A 17,207-nucleotide genomic window follows, 5' to 3' on the forward strand; every position below is an offset into this window, starting at 1 on the left:
GTCCTTCTGGTGGCAAGCTGCTCGCTGTTCAATGCAATGCGGGTTCAACGCGAGCCGGGACTTCTAGGTTTCAATATGGTGACCGTGGTCAGGGCGGTCACCGCCCGCGGCGGAAGAGTCCGACGATCCGGTGGCGCGCGAGGAACAGCCCGGCGACCGCCGCGAACCCCGCGGTCGGCCCCGGATTGCGCTTCACGGTCTCGACGCTGGCGCTGAGCGCGGCGGTGCCGGCATCGGCGACGTCGCGGCTGGCGTTCAGCGCAAGCTTCCGCGGATTGAGCCGGTCCTGCAACTGCCCGATCGTCATCATGACGCGCTGGCGGGCGAGGGCCGATTCGATCTCTGCGGCGGCGACTTTGGCGGATGTCATGATACGGGCTCGCTCTTCGTCTGAAGCTTCGACTTGCCGATCATCGCCAGGATCGCCGCCACTGCGAGGACGGCCACCGCGACGATGGCGGTTGCCCATCCTGGCCCCACCAGGGTCGCCACCGTCAAGATCGCACCGACCAGCAGTGCGATCAGCGCGGCCAAAGCCAGCACGCCGGCGACCGCGAAGAACATCGCGGCCGACTTGTACGCAGTGGCCGTCTCGCCGAACTTCGCCTTGTAGACAGCGACTTCCGCGGTCGCGAGACTCTTCGTCTCGGTCGCCAGGCGACCGACGATGGATGCAAGACTCTCGTCCTCGCCGGTCGCGAACGTCAGTGGATCGACCAAGACGTCAGACCTTCGAGTTGGCATCGACGCCCGACTGCACCAGTCGCGCGACGACGAAGCCGATGGCGGCTGCTGCACCCACCGCGATGGCAGGCGATTTCCGCACGAGTTCGCGCGCGTCGTCGAACAGCTCGTCGATGTCCTTGGCCTTCACCTGGTCGGCAAAGCCCGAGACGCTATCGGCCGCGCTACGGGCATAGCCGCCGTACTGCGAACCGAGCTTCTCATCGACCTGACCGGCGGCGTCGGTCAGCAACTGCGCGACCTGCTCCAGCGCGCCGCTCGCTCGTGCCTTGCCGTCCTCGGCGAAGGTGCGGACCTTGTCGGTCGCCTGCGCCGTGTACTTGTTCGCGCCGTCCTTGATCGCCTGCTTGGCGTCGCCGGCCTTGGCCGAGACATCGCCGTTGTCGATCGTCTTGCTGAGCTCGGTCCCGACCTCGTTCGCGGTCGTTTTCAGGTCGTTGACGGTGTCGTTTACGCTGGAGTCGGCCATGACGGTCCCTTTCAGAATTGTTACGCCCTCAACACCGTCGTTGGAGCACGGTTCCCGAACCGTCGCGCGATTGCACGACACTATTCTCGGATGTCCGCGCGATTGCCCGATATGGCGTGAGACGGTAGAGGCGGCGCGAACGACCCGGCACCGGGATTTGTAGGAGCATCGTTACGTGACCGCAATCATCGACCTTCATGCACGCCAGATCCTCGACAGCCGCGGCAATCCGACCGTCGAGGTCGACGTGCTGCTCGAAGACGGCAGCTTCGGCCGCGCCGCCGTGCCCTCGGGCGCATCGACCGGCGCGCACGAGGCAGTCGAGCGGCGCGATGGCGACAAGACCCGCTGGGGCGGCAAGGGCGTCGATGGCGCGGTCGACGCGGTCAACGACGAGATCACCGACACCGTGCTCGGCATGGACGCGGAGGACCAGTCGGACCTCGACCGCGCGATGATCGAACTCGACGGCACCGAGAACAAGGGCCGGCTGGGCGCGAACGCGATCCTCGGCGTCAGCCTCGCCGTCGCCAAGGCTGCGGCCGAAGCGCGTGGCCTGCCGCTGTACCGCTATGTCGGTGGCGTGCAGGCGCATCTGCTGCCGGTGCCGATGATGAACATCATCAACGGCGGCGAGCATGCCGACAACCCGATCGACTTCCAGGAGTTCATGGTCGTGCCGGTCGGCGCGTCGAACATCCTCGAGGCGGTCCGTTGCGGCTCGGAGATCTTCCACACGCTGAAGAAGGGCCTGAGCGAGAAGGGCCTGTCGACCAGCGTCGGCGACGAGGGCGGCTTCGCACCGAACATCGGCAGCACCACCGAGGCGCTCGACTTCATCATGTCGAGCATCGAGAAGGCTGGGTACAAGCCCGGCGAGGACGTCATGCTCGCGCTCGATTGCGCGGCGACCGAGTTCTACAAGAACGGCAAGTACGACATTTCGGGCGAGGGCCGGATCCTCGAAAGCGCCGAGATGGCGGAGTATCTGGCGGACCTGACGCGGCGCTACCCGATCTTCTCGATCGAGGACGGTATGGGCGAGGACGATTGGGAGGGCTGGAAGACGCTCACCGACCTGATCGGCGACAAGGTCCAGCTGGTCGGCGACGATCTGTTCGTGACCAACCCGAAGCGTCTGAAGCGTGGGATCGAGGGCGGCTATGCGAACTCGCTGCTGGTGAAGGTCAACCAGATCGGCACGCTGACCGAGACGCTCGAGGCGGTGTCGATGGCGCAGCGGGCGAAGTATACCGCGGTGATGTCGCATCGTTCGGGGGAGACCGAGGATTCGACGATCGCCGATCTGGCGGTCGCGACCAACTGCGGTCAGATCAAGACGGGCAGCCTCGCGCGCTCGGACCGGTTGGCGAAGTACAATCAGCTGATCCGGATCGAGGAAGAGCTGGGCGATGCGGCGCGCTATGCTGGGCGCGACATTCTGATCGGGGGGTGATTGCCCATCCGTCATGCCGGGCCCTTCGACTAGCTCAGGAGGGCCTTGTTCCGGCATCCATGGTCCCGCATAATCGACAGACTTGATTGGGCGGAACGGTGGACCCCGGAACTAGTCCGGGGTGACGGAGTGGGTTTGGAGTACCGGAGGACGACATGGCACGCGTGACGACGAAGACCAGCAAGTTGCGGAAGACGATGCGCAAGGCCGCGTGGCCGGCGCTGGGGCTGACGCTGATGGCGTTCTTCGGCGCGTATGCCGTGCTCGGGCCGAACGGGATGTTCGCGTATGGCGATTACAAGCGCCAGCTTGCGAAGCGTGAACAGGATTACGCCGCGCTCGATCGCAAGCGTGAGGTCCTGAAGAACCGGGTTGCGTTGCTGAACCCGGATCATGCGAACCCGGATATGGTCGACGAGATGGTCCGTAAGGAACTGAACGTCGCGCATCCGGACGAGGTTATCGTGCCCTTGGGGAACTGAGCTTCTGCGCCCCCCTTTGGGAGGGTAGTGATCTTCTGCTCCCATCCCTGAAAGGGAGGGGTTGGGGGTGGGTTGGCCAACTTGAGCCGCCACCGATGGGACATGGGGAAGCCGACCCACCCCCGACCCCTCCCTTCCAGGGAGGGGCAAGAAGTGTGGTCGGTTGGATGTTTACCGACCCAGGAACGTCAGCAGGTCGTTGGTGAAGCGATCGCTTTCGGTGATCGTCAGGCCGTGCGGGGCGCCGTCATATTCGACGAGTTGCGAGTCCGCGATGCCCTTGGCGGCGGCGCGGCCGGTGGCGTCGATCGGCACGGTCTTGTCGCTCGTCCCGTGGACGACCAGCGTTGGGACACGGAAGGCGGCCAGATCCTGACGGAAGTCGGTGTGGCCGAACGCCTTGGCGCACTCCAGCGTCGGGTGAAGACCCGCCTGCATCGCGAGGCTCCAGACCCAGTCGACGACCTCGTCGCTGACCGGCGAGGTGATGAACCCGACGCCGAGGAATTGCTGAAGGAAGGTCTTGAAGAACGCCGGGCGGTCGTCCTCGATACCTGCGCCGATGCTGGCGAGCGTCTCTTCGGGAACGCCGTCCGGGTTGTCGTCGGTCTTGAGCATGTACGGCACGACCGACGAGATCAGCCCGGCCGCGACCACGCCCTTGCCCTCGTAGCGGCTCATGTAGCGCGCGATCTCGCCGCCACCCATCGAGAAGCCGACGATCGTCGCGTCGGTATTCGCGCCGGTGGCTTCCATCACGTCGGCCAGATCGTCGGTCAGCGTGTCGTAGTTGTAGCCGGTCCAGGGCTGGCCCGAGCGACCGAACCCGCGGCGGTCATACGCGATCGCGCGGAAGCCGGCATTGGCGAGCGCCATCGCCTGCGCGTCCCAGCTGTCGGCGTTGAGCGGCCAGCCGTGGGTGAGGATGACCGGGCGACCGGTGCCCCAGTCCTTGACGTAAATGTCTGTACCGTCACGGGTTTTTACGTAGGGCATGCAAGTCTCCGGTCTGTCTTGGCAGATGTGCGTTCAACGGCTCATCGCGCGCGCCGTTCCGCACGCTGGCGTACCAAGACTTCGACTGGCAGCATGGCGCCAGACGAATCGGAATCGGAGACAGGATGCGGATCGGACTTTTGACGACGGCGCTTGGCGCGGTCCTCGCCTTGAGCGCGTGCGGCCCTGCGCAGACGACCACGAACACGCAGGCTCCTGCCGCGCAGACGACCGCTGCGAAGGGCGACTGGGCGGGGTTCCGCGATGGCTTCATCGACGGCTGGTTCAAGATCGATCCGGCGAACGCGGTCTATCAGGGCAAGCACGAGTATGACGGCGGCTTGGGGGACTGGAGCGCGGCGGGGCTGAAGCGGCAGGCTGACTTCCTGCATGGCGCGATCGACCAGGCGGGGGCGTTCAAGGATCTGAAGCCCGCCGAGGCGTTCGAGCGCGACTATCTTGTGCAGGTCGCCAAGGGCAAGCTGTTCTGGCTGGAGGATGCCGACCAGCCGCACCATAATCCGGCTTGGTATGTGAGCGCGGGGCTCGATCCGAACACGTATATCGCGCGCAACTATGCCGATGCGCCGACGCGGATGAAGGCGCTGACCGCGTTCCTGCAGAAGATCCCGGCGGCGGCGGGGAACATCAAGGCGAACCTCAAGGCGCCGATGCCGCTGAGCTACGTCAATTACGGAACGGCGGCGTTCAACGGGTTTGCCGACTATTATGCGGGCGACGCGGTGAAGGCGTTTGCGGGCGTGAAGGATGCGGCGGCGCAGAAGCAGCTGACCGATGCGGCGCAGGCGGCGTCGAAGGCGATGCGCGATCTGGGGACGTGGACCGAGGGCCAGCGCGCGACCGCGACGCAGGATTTCGCGCTTGGGGCGGAAAAGTTCTCGCGGATGGTGGCGATGACCGAGGGCGTCGATACGCCGCTCGACCAGCTCGAGGCGGCGGGTGTCGCCGACCTCAAGCGCAACCAGGCGGCGCTGGCGCAGGCCTGCGGGGTGTTCGCCAAGGGGCAGACGATCCTCGCGTGCATGGACAAGATGAACGCGAACAAGCCGGTCGGCGGCCCGGTTGCAGAGGCTCGACGGCAGATCCCGATTTTGCGGAAGTTCGTCGTGGATCACGACCTGGTGACGATCCCGGGGACCGAGCAGGCGCTGGTCGAGGAATCGCCGCCGTATAACCGGCAGAACTCGGCGTATATCGATCCGCCGGGGCCGTTCGATAAGGGCGTGCCGTCGATCTACTATATCTCGCCGCCCGATCCGAGCTGGACCAAGGCGGTGCAGGACGCGTTCGTTCCGGGCAAGAACGACCTGCTGTTCACCTCGGTCCACGAGGTGATGCCGGGGCATTTCGTCCAGTTCCTGCATGCGAACCGCTCGCCGTCGCTCTTCGGGCGGTTGTTCGTGGGGTATGCGTTTGCCGAGGGGTGGGCGCATTATGCCGAGGAGATGATGTGGGAGGCCGGGCTCAACAACGGCGATCCCGAGACGCATGTCGGGCAGATCTCGAACGCGTTGTTGCGCGATTGCCGGTATCTGTCCGCGATTCGCATGCATGCGAAGGGGATGACGCAGGAGCAGTCGTTCCGGATGTTCGTCGACGAATGTTACCAGGACGAGGGGAACGCGAAGCAGCAGGCGGCGCGGGGGACGTATGATCCGGCGTATCTGAACTATACTATGGGTAAGTTGATGATCCGGAAGTTGCGGGCGGATTGGACTGCGACGCGGGGCGGGCGGAAGGCTTGGAAGGCGTTCCATGACCAGTTCTTGAGTTTTGGGGGGCCGCCGATTCCTTTGGTGCGGAAGGTGATGATGGGGGAGGGTAAGGCGACGGCTGCGTTTTGACTTGGGAGGAGCGCGATCGTTCTCCCATCCACCCCGGCGGAGGCCGGGGCCCAATTGGGGAGCGTCGCTAACGAAGCGCAGTCCTCCGTTATGCCGACCTTCCAATTGGGCCCCGGCCTCCGCCGGGGTGGTAGCTCTCGGTGTGAAGACTTCCCAAACCAAAGCTTGTGTCCCTGCGAAGGCGGGGACCCAGACTGGGCACTCGCCTTCGCGGGTGAACATTCTTCTTGCTGCTCCCTCTCCCCCTTCCGGGGAGAGGGCTGGGGTGAGGGGCTGTTCCGGGCGGAGCGCTGCTTGGCTGCCCCTCACCCCGACCCTCTCCCCGGAGGGGAGAGGGAGTAGGAGTCACCGCGTTTGTTGGGCCGGCTGCACGTCCTGGGTTTCCTCGGTCGGCGGGTTGCGGATCGAGGGGCGGAGGCGGCTTAGGCTGCATAGGCCTGCTACTAGCGCCAGACCGGCGGCTACGAGCGGCGGGGTCATGCCGGCGCCTACGCCCATGGCCAGGAGGGCGGCGACCAGGGTGGCGCCGGTGGTCTGGCCTACCAGGCGGACCGTCGAGACGAGGCCGCCTGCCGCTGCGGCGCGTTCGCGGGGGGCGGAGCCGATGATGAGGCGTGCGTTCGGCGCCATGAACATCCCGAACCCCGAGCCGCACAGCGCCATCCGCCATGCGATGTCGAAATACCCTGGGTCTGCGGGCATGTAGGCGATCAGTAGCAGCGCGCAGATCGACACGCCCATGCCGATCCCGCCGAGTAAGCCCGCCGGGTAGCGATCCGACAACCAGCCGGAGAGCGGCGCGACGAACATGTTCGCCAGCGGCCATGGCGCGATCGCCGCGCCGACCTCCGCCGCGCTGAAGCCGAACGCGTGCGTCAGGCGGAACGGGGTCGAGAGCAGCAAAGTCATTTGTGCGATGAACGCGGTGTAAGCACCGATCGCCGACAGCGCGAGCACCGGGCGGGCGAGCAGGTCGATTGGCAGGATCGGCTTGGTCTCGCCTTGCTCGCGCTTCACGAAGAACCAGCCGATCACCACGCCGGTCAGGACGATCGCGGCGGAAACGATCGGGCTGTCGCCGTGGACTGCGCTTTCCGCGCCGCCGATGACGAGCCCGATCATCGCCGCGCACATCACCGCGCCGAGCACGTCGAAGGGTTCGTCGTGTTTCCGCGGTTCGGGCAGTGCGCGACCGAGCAGGAGCGACGCGATCGCGAACGGCACCGCGCTGGCGAACACCCAGGGCCAGGGGGCGATGGCGAGGACGAGGCCGCCGATGGTCGGCGCGAGTGCCGCCGAACTGGATACGACCACCGAGTTGATGCCAAGCCCGCGGCCGAGTTGCTTGGTGGGATATATTGAGCGGATCAGCGCAGAGGAGACGCTTAGCGCGGCCGCGGCACCCAGGGCTTGCGCGGCGCGGACGACGAGCAGGAAGGGCAGGCTCTTGGCGAAGAAGCAGAGCAACGTCGCGACGGTGAAGAGCAGCTGACCGTATTGGTACATGCGTTTCAGGCCGATGCGGTCGCCGAGCCCGGAGAAGGGGAGCAGCGCCATCGCCAGGATCAGCTGGTACACGGTGACGACGGTCACCACCGCGCTGCTGCCGACGTGCAGGTCGCGCGCGATCGTCGGGAGCGCGACGGTGGCGATGCCGCCGTCGATGATCGTCAGCGCCGTGCCCGCCGAGATTGCGGCGATCGCGACGAAGCGGCGGGGTTTGGGCAGGCCGTCCTGCATTTTTCTTGAACTCGCTTCGTCACCCCGGACTTGTTCCGGGGACCACCGTGCCGCACAATCGACAGGATTTGTTATGCGGATCGGTGGACCCCGGAACAAGCCCGGGGTGACGGTAGGGAGTTGTATATGCGTGGTATCTTGTTTGCGACGGCGGCGACATTGCTTGCGGGGACCGCAGCCATCGCCCAAGTCGCACCGATGACCAAAACGAACACTGCCGCCGACCCGTATATCTGGCTCGAGGACAAGGATGGCGCAAAGCCTTTGGCCTGGGTCGAGGCGGAGAATGCGAAGACGTTGCCGCGTCTCCAGAACGATCCGCGCTACAAGACTTTTTATGCCGAGGCGCTGGCGATCGCGTCCGCGAAGGATCGCATCCCGATGCCGAACCAGATGTTCGGGCGGATCTACAATTTCTGGCGCGATGCCGAGCATCCACATGGGCTTTGGCGTTGGACGAGTGCTGCCGATTACGCGAGCCCGACGCCGAAATGGACGACCGCGCTCGATCTCGATGCGCTGGGCAAGGCCGAGGGCAAGCAGTGGGTGTGGAAGGGGTCGACCTGTCTCCAGCCCGAGGAGCGGCTGTGCCTCGTAGCGCTGTCGGAGGGTGGCGAGGACGCGGTGACGTATCGCGAGTTCGACCTGTCGACCGGCACGTTCGTCGCGAACGGCTTCACGCTGCCGAAGTCGAAGCAGGATGCCAGCTGGGTCGACAAGGATACGCTGCTGGTCGCGCGCGACTGGGGGGCGGGGACGACGACTCAGTCGGGCTATGCGTTCGTGCTGAAGCAGGTGAAGCGCGGCCAGCCGCTGACCGCCGCGACCGAGGTGTACCGCGGCGCGGCGACCGACCAGGGGCCGACCGGTGCGGACGTGCTGACCGACGAGAAGGGCAACCGGCTGGTGGTGATCCAGCGGCGGAAGACGTTCTTCGGCGCGGACAAGCTGGTGTGGACGCCGGCGGGTACGCGGCCGCTCGCGCTGCCCGATCGGACGTTTCCGGCGGGGATGATCGACGGACAGGTGATCTTCTCGACCAGTGACCCATGGGGCAAGATCCCGGAGGGGGCGGTTGCCTCCGCGCCGCTCGCCGAGGTGGAGAAGGGCGCGATCAACCCGACGATCGTGTTCGCACCGGGGCCGCGTCAGTCGGTCGACGGGATGGCGCTGACCAGGTCGAAGCTGTTGCTGGTGGTGTCGGACAACGTTCGCGGGCGGGCGTCGGTTTACACGCACGGCGCAAGCGGCTGGACCGCCAAGCCAATCGCGCTGCCCGACAATGCCTCGATCGACGTCGCGAGCACGACGGATCGTAGCGACGATGCGTATCTGACGGTGACGGGGTTCCTCACGCCGACGTCGCTCTATTCGCTGGATGCGGCCTCTTCCGCAGCACCAAAACCGATCAAGACGCTGCCGGCGAAGTTCGATGCGTCGAACGACGTCGTCGAGCAGTTCGAGGCGACCTCGACCGACGGGACGAAGGTGCCGTATTTCGTGGTGCACAAGAAGGGCATCACGCTCGACGGGACCACGCCGACGATCATGACGGCGTATGGCGGTTTCCAGGTGTCGATGACGCCGAGCTATTCGGGGAGCACAGGCAAGCTTTGGCTGGAGCGGGGTGGGTCGTACGTGCTGGCGAACATCCGCGGGGGCGGGGAGTTCGGGCCTAAGTGGCATGACGCCGGGCGGAAGACGAAGCGGCAGGTGATCTACGACGACTTCGCGGCGGTGGCGAAGGACCTGTTTGCGCGGAAGCTGACGAGCCCGGCCAAGTTGGGGATCTATGGTGGGTCGAATGGCGGGCTGCTGATGGGGGTCGAGTTCAACCAGCATCCCGATTTGTGGAAGGCGGTGACGATCCAGGTGCCGCTGCTCGACATGATCCGGTACGAGGGGATCGCGGCTGGGGCGTCGTGGGTCGACGAATATGGCTCGGTGACGGTGCCAGCGGAGAAGGCGTTTCTCGAGACGATCTCGCCGTATCAGAACATCAAGAAGGGCGTCGCGTATCCGGAGCCGTATATCTGGACGACGACGAAGGATGACCGGGTCGGGCCGCAGCACGCGCGCAAGTTCGCGGCGCGGTTGAAGGAATATGGGCTGCCGTATCTGTATTATGAGGACACGGCGGGCGGTCATTCGGGCGATGCGGATATCGAGCAGGGGGCTCGGTTGCAGGCTTTGCAGATGACGTACTTCACGCAGAAGCTGGTCGGGGTGGCGAAGTAAAACTTGTGATCCTCCCCCGCCAGGGGGAGGCGGCAGGCATCGCCTGACGGAGGGGGAGGAAGGGGAAACCTCGGTTCCGTGTCCTCCCCTCCGTCACCTTCGGCGCCACCTCCCCCTTGCGGGGGAGGATCGACCGTCGATCAGCGGCAGCGAACCTGGCTGTTGTTCTGGTCCACTGCACGGCCGGCGAGGCCACCTGCCGCTGCACCGAGCAGCGAGCCGACGATGCGCGAACGGCCGCCGTCGATCACATTGCCGAGGATGCCGCCGCCCGCTGCGCCGATGATCAGCCCGGTCGTGCCGTCGTTGCGCTTGCAGTAATATTTGCCGTCCTGCCCGGCATAGACACGGTCGTTGGTCGACAGCGTGCGCTCCTGGTAGTTCGGGCCGGCGCGATAGTAGCGTGATGGGTCGTAGTTACCTTCGTCGCGCTCGTCCGGATACGCTTCCTGGTAGCCGCCGCTGCGATCTGGCGCGGTGCGATAGCCGCCCTGTGGCGCATAGCCGCCGCGGTTGCCGCGGACCGACTGGTAGCGATCGAATTCCTGGCGGAAGATCTGCAATTCGCTGTCGAGGCGCGACTGGGCGGCGGCGAAGCGCGCGTCGTCGGCCTGCGACTGCGCGAGCGCGGGGGTGGCGGCGGAGAGGCAGGTAGCGGCGATCAGTGCAGCCGTACCGAGAAAACGCTTCATGATCCGGATCCTTCTAAAAGGTCACAACGAGAGTGGGCGGCAGCATCGCGCCACCGCCAACTCGATATCAAGAATTATCAGCGGCAGATCTGCACGCGGCGGTTGTGGCGCCATTCGGTGCGGCAGCGGCGGTTGTTGTTCCAGTTGCGACGATCATGATCGCGACCACGATAACGACGGTCGTCGTGACGATCGCCGCGATGGTCGTTGTGGCGATAATCGCGGCGGTCGCCGCGGTCGCCACGGTGGTCGCCACGATGATCGTTGTCGCGATACTGCTGGCTGTACCCGCGCTGGGCTTCTGCGGGAGCGGCGGCGCCGAGGCCGAGTGTCGCGAAGGCCAACCCGGCAGCGATGAGATGCGTAAACTTCATGAGATGTCCTCTCGAACCCGACAATCGGGATGTGCCGTTGATACGGCTATCGAGAGACATCGTTCCTGAACGGGTTTGTTGGCTGGCGTACAGGTTGGGCGCGCCAGCCGGGGATCAGTTAGCCCTATGTTAGCTGGGGAGCCCCTCGATCACGAACACGCGGTAGTCGGCGCCCTTGAGACGGTGCTGCAACGCGTCCTGATAGGCCGGGCTGTCATACCAGGCATGCGCCTCGGCCACGTCGGGGAATTCGAGGATCACGGCGCCCTCGACAGCCTGACCTTCGAGCGTTTCGACCGCACCGTAGAACGCGAGCGGCTTCAGCGTGCGGCCTTCGCGGGCGAGGGGTGCCTTGGCCTGGTATTGCTTCATCTCTTCGGCATCGGTGACTTCGTTGCGCACGAACACGACATAGGCGGTCATCAACATTCTCCTTCTGCGGCGGCAGGGTGGCAGCGAGTATACCTATGCCCGTTACAATGCGCCTGGTTTCGGCCTGAACGCGCCGAGCCCGGCGATCGCCAGCCGTTGTGCGGGGATCGCGGTCTCGGCGAACGATAAGCGCAGGTAGCGCGCGGTGGTCGGTCGGGCGAACGCGATCCGCTGGGCGGCGAGGGCGTAGGCGATGTTGGGTAGTTCGCCCTTGGCGATGTCCTGCCACGTCTTGCCATCGGTGCTCGCCTCGACCCGGTAGCCTTTCGGCGGGGCGGTGTTCGCCATCACCGCGCGCGACGGGATCAGGACGAACCCGGCGAGCGTCTCGGTCGCGGCGAGGTCGATCGTGACCGAGGCGGGTGTGCCGGGTGCGGGCGCGGGCATGGTCCAGGCGGTCGCGCTGTCGTCGTCGAGCAGCGCCTTGGCACCCGGCGCGGTGGCGGTGACGATCGACCAGCGGCTGGTGACGACGGTAGTCGTATCGGTGTTGCGGACCGGCGCGACGGGGGCGGGTGCGACCTGGCGGAACAGCGCGACTTCGCTGATCGCGGGGCAGGCGGTGCCTTCGAGGATGCGCAGGCGGAGGCGGCGGGGGGCGATCGGCGTGTCCAGGCGGACGATGCGTTGCGGTCCGATTCCCGAATGCTCGGCGAGCTTGCGCCATTGTCCGCCGATCTCGGCGTCGATCGCGAACCGGGTCACGCGGATGCCGAGGGGGAGATATTCGCGGAGGCGGATGAGGTCGAACGATCGGCCCGGCGGGAGGTCGAGCGTCAGTGTTGGGGTGATGATGGCGTCGGGCGTCGACCAATAGGTGTCGCGGTTGCCGTCGAGAACCGTGCTGGCCGCATAGGTCTTCCCGCGGACGTGGGTGGCGGATGCGACGGAGCCCTTCGCAAGATCGGTGGCAAAGGTCGCGGCCTGCGCCGTGCCGAACGACTTCAGCGTTTCGACGTCGATGTCCGCAAGCCGGCCGCGACGGTCGGGCGGCAGGTTGAGGTTGAGGTTGGTGCCGCGACCGACCGATTCGTCGTGCAGCTTGATCAGGCGCGCGGGCGTCTTGACCTTCGAATCCTCGTCGGCGTGGTAGAACCAGCCGGGCCGGATGGAGACGTCGGTCTCGGCGGGCCACCAGAGCGGCGCACCGCGCACGCCAGAATTGCCCTCGGACTGGACATAGGGATGGTTCGGCATGGTCGGCCAACACGGATCGCCGGCGATGCCGTCCTCGTTCCCGACCCAGCGCAGGTCCGCGCCGAGCGGGTCGAAGGTGCAGGCCATCGGCTGATGCTCGTGGACCAGCGCGACGATCGACGGCCAGTTATAATATTTTGGCGCGTCGATCTTCCGCGTGTCGCGCGCGCCGCCGTAATAGCCGTCACCGCCGTTCGCGCCATCGAACCAGAATTCGAACAACGGGCCGTAGCGGGTGCAGAGCTCGACCACCTGCTTGCGGAAATACTCGACATAGGCCGGGCGGCCATATTCGGCGTGGTTGCGATCCCAGGGCGAGAGATACAGGCCGAAATCGAGCCCGGCACGACGGGTGGCGCGCTCCATCTCGCCGACGATGTCGCCCTTGCCGTCCTTGTAGGGGCTGTTGCGGATGCAGTGTTCGGTCAGCATCGTCGGCCAGAGGCAGAAGCCATCATGATGCTTGGCGGTCAGGATGATGCCGCGCATGCCGCCTGCCTTGGCCGCGGCGACGATCTGGTCGGGCGAGAAGTCGGTCGGGTCGAAGAGCTTCGGATCCTCGTCGCCATAGCCCCATTCACGATCGGTGAAGGTGTTGATCGAGAAATGGACGAATGCGTATTGCTCGCGCGCGTGCCAGGCGAGTTGGCGCTTCGAGGGCGTCGCACCCCAGGGTTTCGGCGCGGTGTCGCGGCCGGCACCGATCGCAGGCGTGGCGGTGGCGGCTAGACCCGAGGCGAGCAGCAGGCGGCGGGAAACTTCGGTCATCATCGTCTCCGGGAGGGCATCAGGCAGCGGGCTGGCCGAACGAGGGCGGTCGGTCGGCGAGCTTGGCGCCGAATGCAGGGTTCGGCGTGGCGGACATGGTGAAGCGGAGCGTGCCGCCAGCCGCGAGATCGGCGTGGGAGATCCAGCTTTTCGTCCACGGCTTGCCGTTCCACTGGACCGCCGCGACATAGGGCGTGTCGGCGCGGTTGCCGGGGGCTTCGACGACCAGCTTGCGACCCTTGCCGACGCGGACCTCGGCGTGGGTGAACAGCGGTGAGCCGAACACGTACACCGCCGCGACCGGATCGACCGGGTAGAAACCGAGCGCCGACATCACGAACCACGCGCTCATCTGGCCGCAATCGTCGTTGCCGATGATCCCGTCGGGCGCGTTGCGGTACATCGTGTCGAGCAGCTTGCGAACCAGCGCCTGCGTCTTCCACGGCTGGCCGACATAGGCGTAGAGATAGGGCACGTGCTGATCGGGCTCGTTGCCGTGCGCATATTGGCCGAGCAGCCCGGAGATGTCGGGCGGCGCGTCCTTGGGTAGCGTCGACGGCGCGGCGAACAGCGCGTCGAGCCGGCTCGCGAACTTCGCGTCGCCGCCGAAATGCGCGATCTGGCCGTAGAGGTCGTGCTGGTTGAGGAACGTGGTCTGCCAGCCATTCGCCTCAGTGAAATCGCGGTAGCGCTTGGTGTGGCCGAGCTGGATCGGGTCGTAGGGCTTCAGCCAGCTGCCGTCGGCGAACTTGGGCCGCGCGAGGCCGATCGCGGGATCGAGCACGTTGCGGTAGTTTCGGCTGCGGAGACGCAGGCGATCGGCGTCTTCCTTCGCGCCGGCCTTCTGCGCGAGCGTTGCCATCGCCCAGTCGTCATAGGCGTATTCCTGAGTCCGGCTGACCGATTCGTCGACCGTATCGGCAGGGAGGTAACCGCGCTCGATATACGTGCCACGCGCGCGGCTGTTCACGAGATCGGGAGCGGCGGGATCGAACGCGCGGGTACGGATCGCGGGCCATGCCGCGGCATAATCGGCGTCGATGCCCTTTGCCGCGGCCTCGGCCATGATCGCCACCGAGTGCCAGCCGATCATCGTGCCGGTCTCGACCCCCTGGAGCGGCCAGCAGGGCGGGCCGTACGCGCTTTGCTGCGTCTGGCGGATCAGGTCGCGGACCAGCGATTTCGCGCGATCGGGCGCGACCAACGTCAGCAGCGGGTGGAGCGTGCGATACGTGTCCCAGGTCGAATAGGTGCTGTACGCCTGCTCGCCGGCGGGCACGCTGTGGACCTCGCGATCGGGCCCGACATAGCGGCCGTCGACGTCGGAGAAGAGCGTCGGCGCGATCATCGCGTGGTAAAGCGCGGTGGTCATGATGACGCGGGCGTCGTCGGTGCCGCCCTCGACCTTCACGACCTTGAGCGTGTCCGCCCAGTTGCGGATCGCCTGGCGTCGCGCGACGTCGAACTCGCGGAAATAGGACGCGGCGAGGTTGGTCCGTGCGCCGGCCATGTCGACCGCGGAGACGGCGGTGCGGACGACGATCGGTGCGGCGCCGGCATTGTCGTAGTGGAGCACGGCGCGGACGCGGTCGGCGGTGACGATCGCGCCGTTGACGCCCTGCGTGTCGGCGTAGAGCGTGATCCGGTCGGGTTTTGGCGACACGTGCATCGCGAAGTGGATGCGGCGGCCCTTCGCCCAGCGGAACGTCCGGCGGCTGCCGGTGAGCGTGCCGTCGGTGTCGAGCTCGATCCGGCTCTCGTCGATCAGCGGACCTTCGCCGGGGCGGCTGTCGCGGTAGTTGCCGAGATCGACCAAGAGGTGGCCGGGGCCGGCGGGGAAGTGGTGACGCTGCCAGCCAACGCGCGTCTCCGCGGTCAGTTCGGAGCGGACGCCGTTGCCGAGCGTGACGGCGTAATAGCCGGGCTCAGTGACTTCCTGCGTGTAAGTCTGGCGATAGCCTTCGCCGGGCTTGTCGGGTGCGCCGGGCAGCAGCTTGACCGCGCCGCGACCGGGAACGACCAGCACGTCCATCAGGTCGGCGATGCCGGTGCCCGACAGATGCGTGTGCGAGAAGCCCATCATGGTCGGGTCGCCGTGATGGTAGCCCGAGCAGTTCGCCCAATTCTCGGTATCGGTGTCGGGGCTGACCTGGACCATCCCGAACGGCATCGTCGCGCCGGGATAGGTGTGGCCGTCGCCGCCGGTGCCGATCCACAGATTGGGCGCGGCCTTCACCGAGCGTGCGGCGGCGGGGATCGCGCCGGTGAGTGCGAGCGCACCGCTGGAGCCGAGCAGGGCGCGTCGTGTGATCTTCATAACGCGCTCGCCAATAGTGCGGGGCGGGTGTTCGCAAGCTGAACGATCAGTTCGCCGAACAGGCCGTTGGCCCAGGCGAACCAGGACCGCGTGAACTTGGTGGGATCGTCCTTGTCGAACGCCTCGTGGATGAAGCCGGTGTCGGCATCGGTGTCGCGCAGCATCCGCAGACACGCGCGGACGGTCGCGTCGTCTGCGCCCGCCAGCGCGCGGACGATCAGCGACATCGGCCAGATCTGGCCGAGCCCCACGTGCGGCCCGCCGATCCCCTCGGCCTTGGTCCCCTTGAAGAAATACGGGTTGGCGTCGCTCCATGCGGCTTGCGCGGTGCGGCGCCAGAGCGGATCGGTGGCGGGGACGCAGCCCATATAGGCGAGCGCGGAGAGCGACGGCACGTTGGCGTCGTCCATGAAGACCGCGTTGCCGAAGCCGTCGACTTCGTACGCCCAGACTTCGCTGCCGTCGCGCAGGCGCATCCGGCCGTGCGCGACGAGCGCCGCCTCGACTTCGTTCGCGAGCGCGGTCGCATCGGCGGCGAGTGCGGTGTCGTGACGCGCTTCGTTCGCGACGACCGCGAGTTCGCGCAGGGTGGTGACCGCGAACAGGTTGGACGGGATCAGATACGGGTAGACGCAGGCATCGTCCGAGGGGCGGAAGCCGCATTGGATCAGGCCGTTGGGCTTGGCGGGGTTGCCCCAGCCTTCGAGCGCCATCGTCTCGGTGTTGCGGTTCGAGGATCGCAGGAAGCTGTAGGGGCCGCGATCGTCCTTGCGCTGTTGCTCGCGGTAGGTGCGGATGCTCGCGCGGGCGGCCTCGGCCCAAATTGCGTCGAACGGGGTCGCGTCGCGCGTCGCCTGCCAATAGCCGTAGGCGAGGCGCATCGGATAGCAGAGCGAGTCGATCTCCCATTTGCGCTCCGCGACGCCGGGTTTCATCTCGGTCTGGTCCTTTAGCGCCCAACTCAGGTCGGTCTTCGCGGTCGGGCTTTCCATGAACGCGTTGGCGTAGGGGTCGATCAGGATCGAGCGCGACTGGCGCGCGATGAGCCCGCGGAAGAGCGAGCGTAGCGCCGGGTCTTCGCGGACGAGATGGAGATAGGGGCGAAGTTGCGCTGAGCTATCGCGGAGCCAGAGGCAGGGGATGTCGCCGGTGATGACGAACGCGTCGGGCGCGCCGCCGACGGTCGACATGCGGACGGTGGTGTCGAGCGTGTTCGGATAGCAGTTACCGAACATCCAGCGGAGCTTCGGGTCGCCGATCCGGGCGGAGACGCGCGCGATCTCGCGTTCGACCGAGCGGCTGGTGAAGTTGCGGTCGGCGAGCGCGGGGCGCTTGCTCGGCAGCGAGGGGCGGGCGGCGAAGGCGGGCGTGCCGACGAGCGCGAGGCCCCCGGCTACACCGCCCGCCATGACGGTGCGGCGGTCCATGTTCGCAGCG

15 protein-coding genes are annotated in these 17,207 nt (G+C 66.4%); 4 read left to right on the top strand and 11 right to left on the bottom strand.

Going from position 1 to position 17,207, the window contains the following annotated elements; genetic code table 11:
- Positions 1 to 97: 97 nt before the first annotated feature.
- Genes ASE82_RS09915 through ASE82_RS09925 form a run of 3 tightly spaced genes read right to left on the bottom strand, consistent with a single transcriptional unit; the run spans position 98 to position 1,213 of the window.
- The gene (locus tag ASE82_RS09915) at positions 98 to 370 is read right to left on the bottom strand and encodes a hypothetical protein (protein ID WP_056062302.1); all 273 of its coding nucleotides are present in this window, start codon (positions 368 to 370) and stop codon (positions 98 to 100) included.
- The gene (locus ASE82_RS09920; protein ID WP_235524651.1) at positions 367 to 720 is read right to left on the bottom strand and encodes a phage holin family protein; all 354 of its coding nucleotides are present in this window, start codon (positions 718 to 720) and stop codon (positions 367 to 369) included. The genes ASE82_RS09915 and ASE82_RS09920 overlap by 4 nt, the downstream gene beginning before the upstream one ends.
- Positions 721 to 724: 4 nt before the next feature.
- A complete protein-coding gene (locus tag ASE82_RS09925) occupies positions 725 to 1,213 on the bottom strand; it encodes a hypothetical protein (protein ID WP_056062308.1) in 489 nt (162 codons plus the stop codon).
- 175 nt (positions 1,214 to 1,388) lie between these two features.
- Between ASE82_RS09925 and eno the strand changes: the two genes are divergently transcribed.
- Positions 1,389 to 2,669, top strand: a complete 1,281-nt coding sequence (gene eno / locus ASE82_RS09930) for a phosphopyruvate hydratase (RefSeq protein ID WP_056062312.1) — start codon at positions 1,389 to 1,391, stop codon at positions 2,667 to 2,669.
- Positions 2,670 to 2,824: 155 nt separating this feature from the next.
- Positions 2,825 to 3,151, top strand: a complete 327-nt coding sequence (locus ASE82_RS09935; protein WP_055878455.1) for an FtsB family cell division protein — start codon at positions 2,825 to 2,827, stop codon at positions 3,149 to 3,151.
- A 171-nt stretch (positions 3,152 to 3,322) separates the two neighbouring features.
- On the opposite strand, the gene ASE82_RS09940 is transcribed toward ASE82_RS09935, so the two are convergent.
- Entirely contained in the window at positions 3,323 to 4,147 is an 825-nt protein-coding gene (locus ASE82_RS09940; RefSeq protein ID WP_056062315.1) for an alpha/beta fold hydrolase, read from the bottom strand.
- A 125-nt stretch (positions 4,148 to 4,272) separates the two neighbouring features.
- Here ASE82_RS09940 and ASE82_RS09945 point away from each other — a divergent pair, with 125 nt between their 5' ends.
- Positions 4,273 to 6,012 (top strand): DUF885 domain-containing protein, encoded by a 1,740-nt coding sequence (locus ASE82_RS09945; protein WP_056062318.1) that lies wholly within the window; start codon positions 4,273 to 4,275, stop codon positions 6,010 to 6,012.
- Positions 6,013 to 6,357: 345 nt separating this feature from the next.
- On the opposite strand, the gene ASE82_RS09950 is transcribed toward ASE82_RS09945, so the two are convergent.
- Positions 6,358 to 7,752, bottom strand: coding sequence for an MFS transporter (locus ASE82_RS09950; RefSeq protein ID WP_056062321.1), 1,395 nt, complete (start codon positions 7,750 to 7,752; stop codon positions 6,358 to 6,360).
- Between the two features lie 126 nt (positions 7,753 to 7,878).
- On the opposite strand from ASE82_RS09950, the gene ASE82_RS09955 reads away from it, so the two are divergent.
- Complete coding sequence (locus ASE82_RS09955) at positions 7,879 to 9,990, top strand: prolyl oligopeptidase family serine peptidase (protein WP_056062323.1); 2,112 nt, start codon at positions 7,879 to 7,881, stop codon at positions 9,988 to 9,990.
- A gap of 140 nt (positions 9,991 to 10,130) precedes the next feature.
- Here the strand turns inward: ASE82_RS09955 and ASE82_RS09960 are convergent, their stop codons facing one another.
- The 6 genes from ASE82_RS09960 to ASE82_RS09985 form a co-directional block, all read right to left on the bottom strand.
- Entirely contained in the window at positions 10,131 to 10,682 is a 552-nt protein-coding gene (locus tag ASE82_RS09960; protein WP_056062326.1) for a glycine zipper 2TM domain-containing protein, read from the bottom strand.
- 77 nt (positions 10,683 to 10,759) lie between these two features.
- Complete coding sequence (locus ASE82_RS09965) at positions 10,760 to 11,056, bottom strand: hypothetical protein (protein WP_056062329.1); 297 nt, start codon at positions 11,054 to 11,056, stop codon at positions 10,760 to 10,762.
- A 129-nt stretch (positions 11,057 to 11,185) separates the two neighbouring features.
- Positions 11,186 to 11,479, bottom strand: coding sequence for a DUF1330 domain-containing protein (locus ASE82_RS09970; RefSeq protein WP_056062332.1), 294 nt, complete (start codon positions 11,477 to 11,479; stop codon positions 11,186 to 11,188).
- A gap of 51 nt (positions 11,480 to 11,530) precedes the next feature.
- Positions 11,531 to 13,453, bottom strand: coding sequence for an alpha-L-fucosidase (locus ASE82_RS09975; protein WP_056063327.1), 1,923 nt, complete (start codon positions 13,451 to 13,453; stop codon positions 11,531 to 11,533).
- A 19-nt stretch (positions 13,454 to 13,472) separates the two neighbouring features.
- On the bottom strand, positions 13,473 to 15,770 hold the full coding sequence (locus ASE82_RS09980) for a GH92 family glycosyl hydrolase (RefSeq protein ID WP_056062335.1): 2,298 nt from the start codon (positions 15,768 to 15,770) through the stop codon (positions 13,473 to 13,475).
- Positions 15,767 to 17,197, bottom strand: coding sequence for a glycoside hydrolase family 125 protein (locus tag ASE82_RS09985; RefSeq protein ID WP_056062338.1), 1,431 nt, complete (start codon positions 17,195 to 17,197; stop codon positions 15,767 to 15,769). The genes ASE82_RS09980 and ASE82_RS09985 overlap by 4 nt, the downstream gene beginning before the upstream one ends.
- Between the last annotated feature and the right edge of the window lie 10 nt (positions 17,198 to 17,207).

The sequence above is a fragment of the Sphingomonas sp. Leaf230 genome, assembly GCF_001421745.1.
Lineage (GTDB): Bacteria > Pseudomonadota > Alphaproteobacteria > Sphingomonadales > Sphingomonadaceae > Sphingomonas.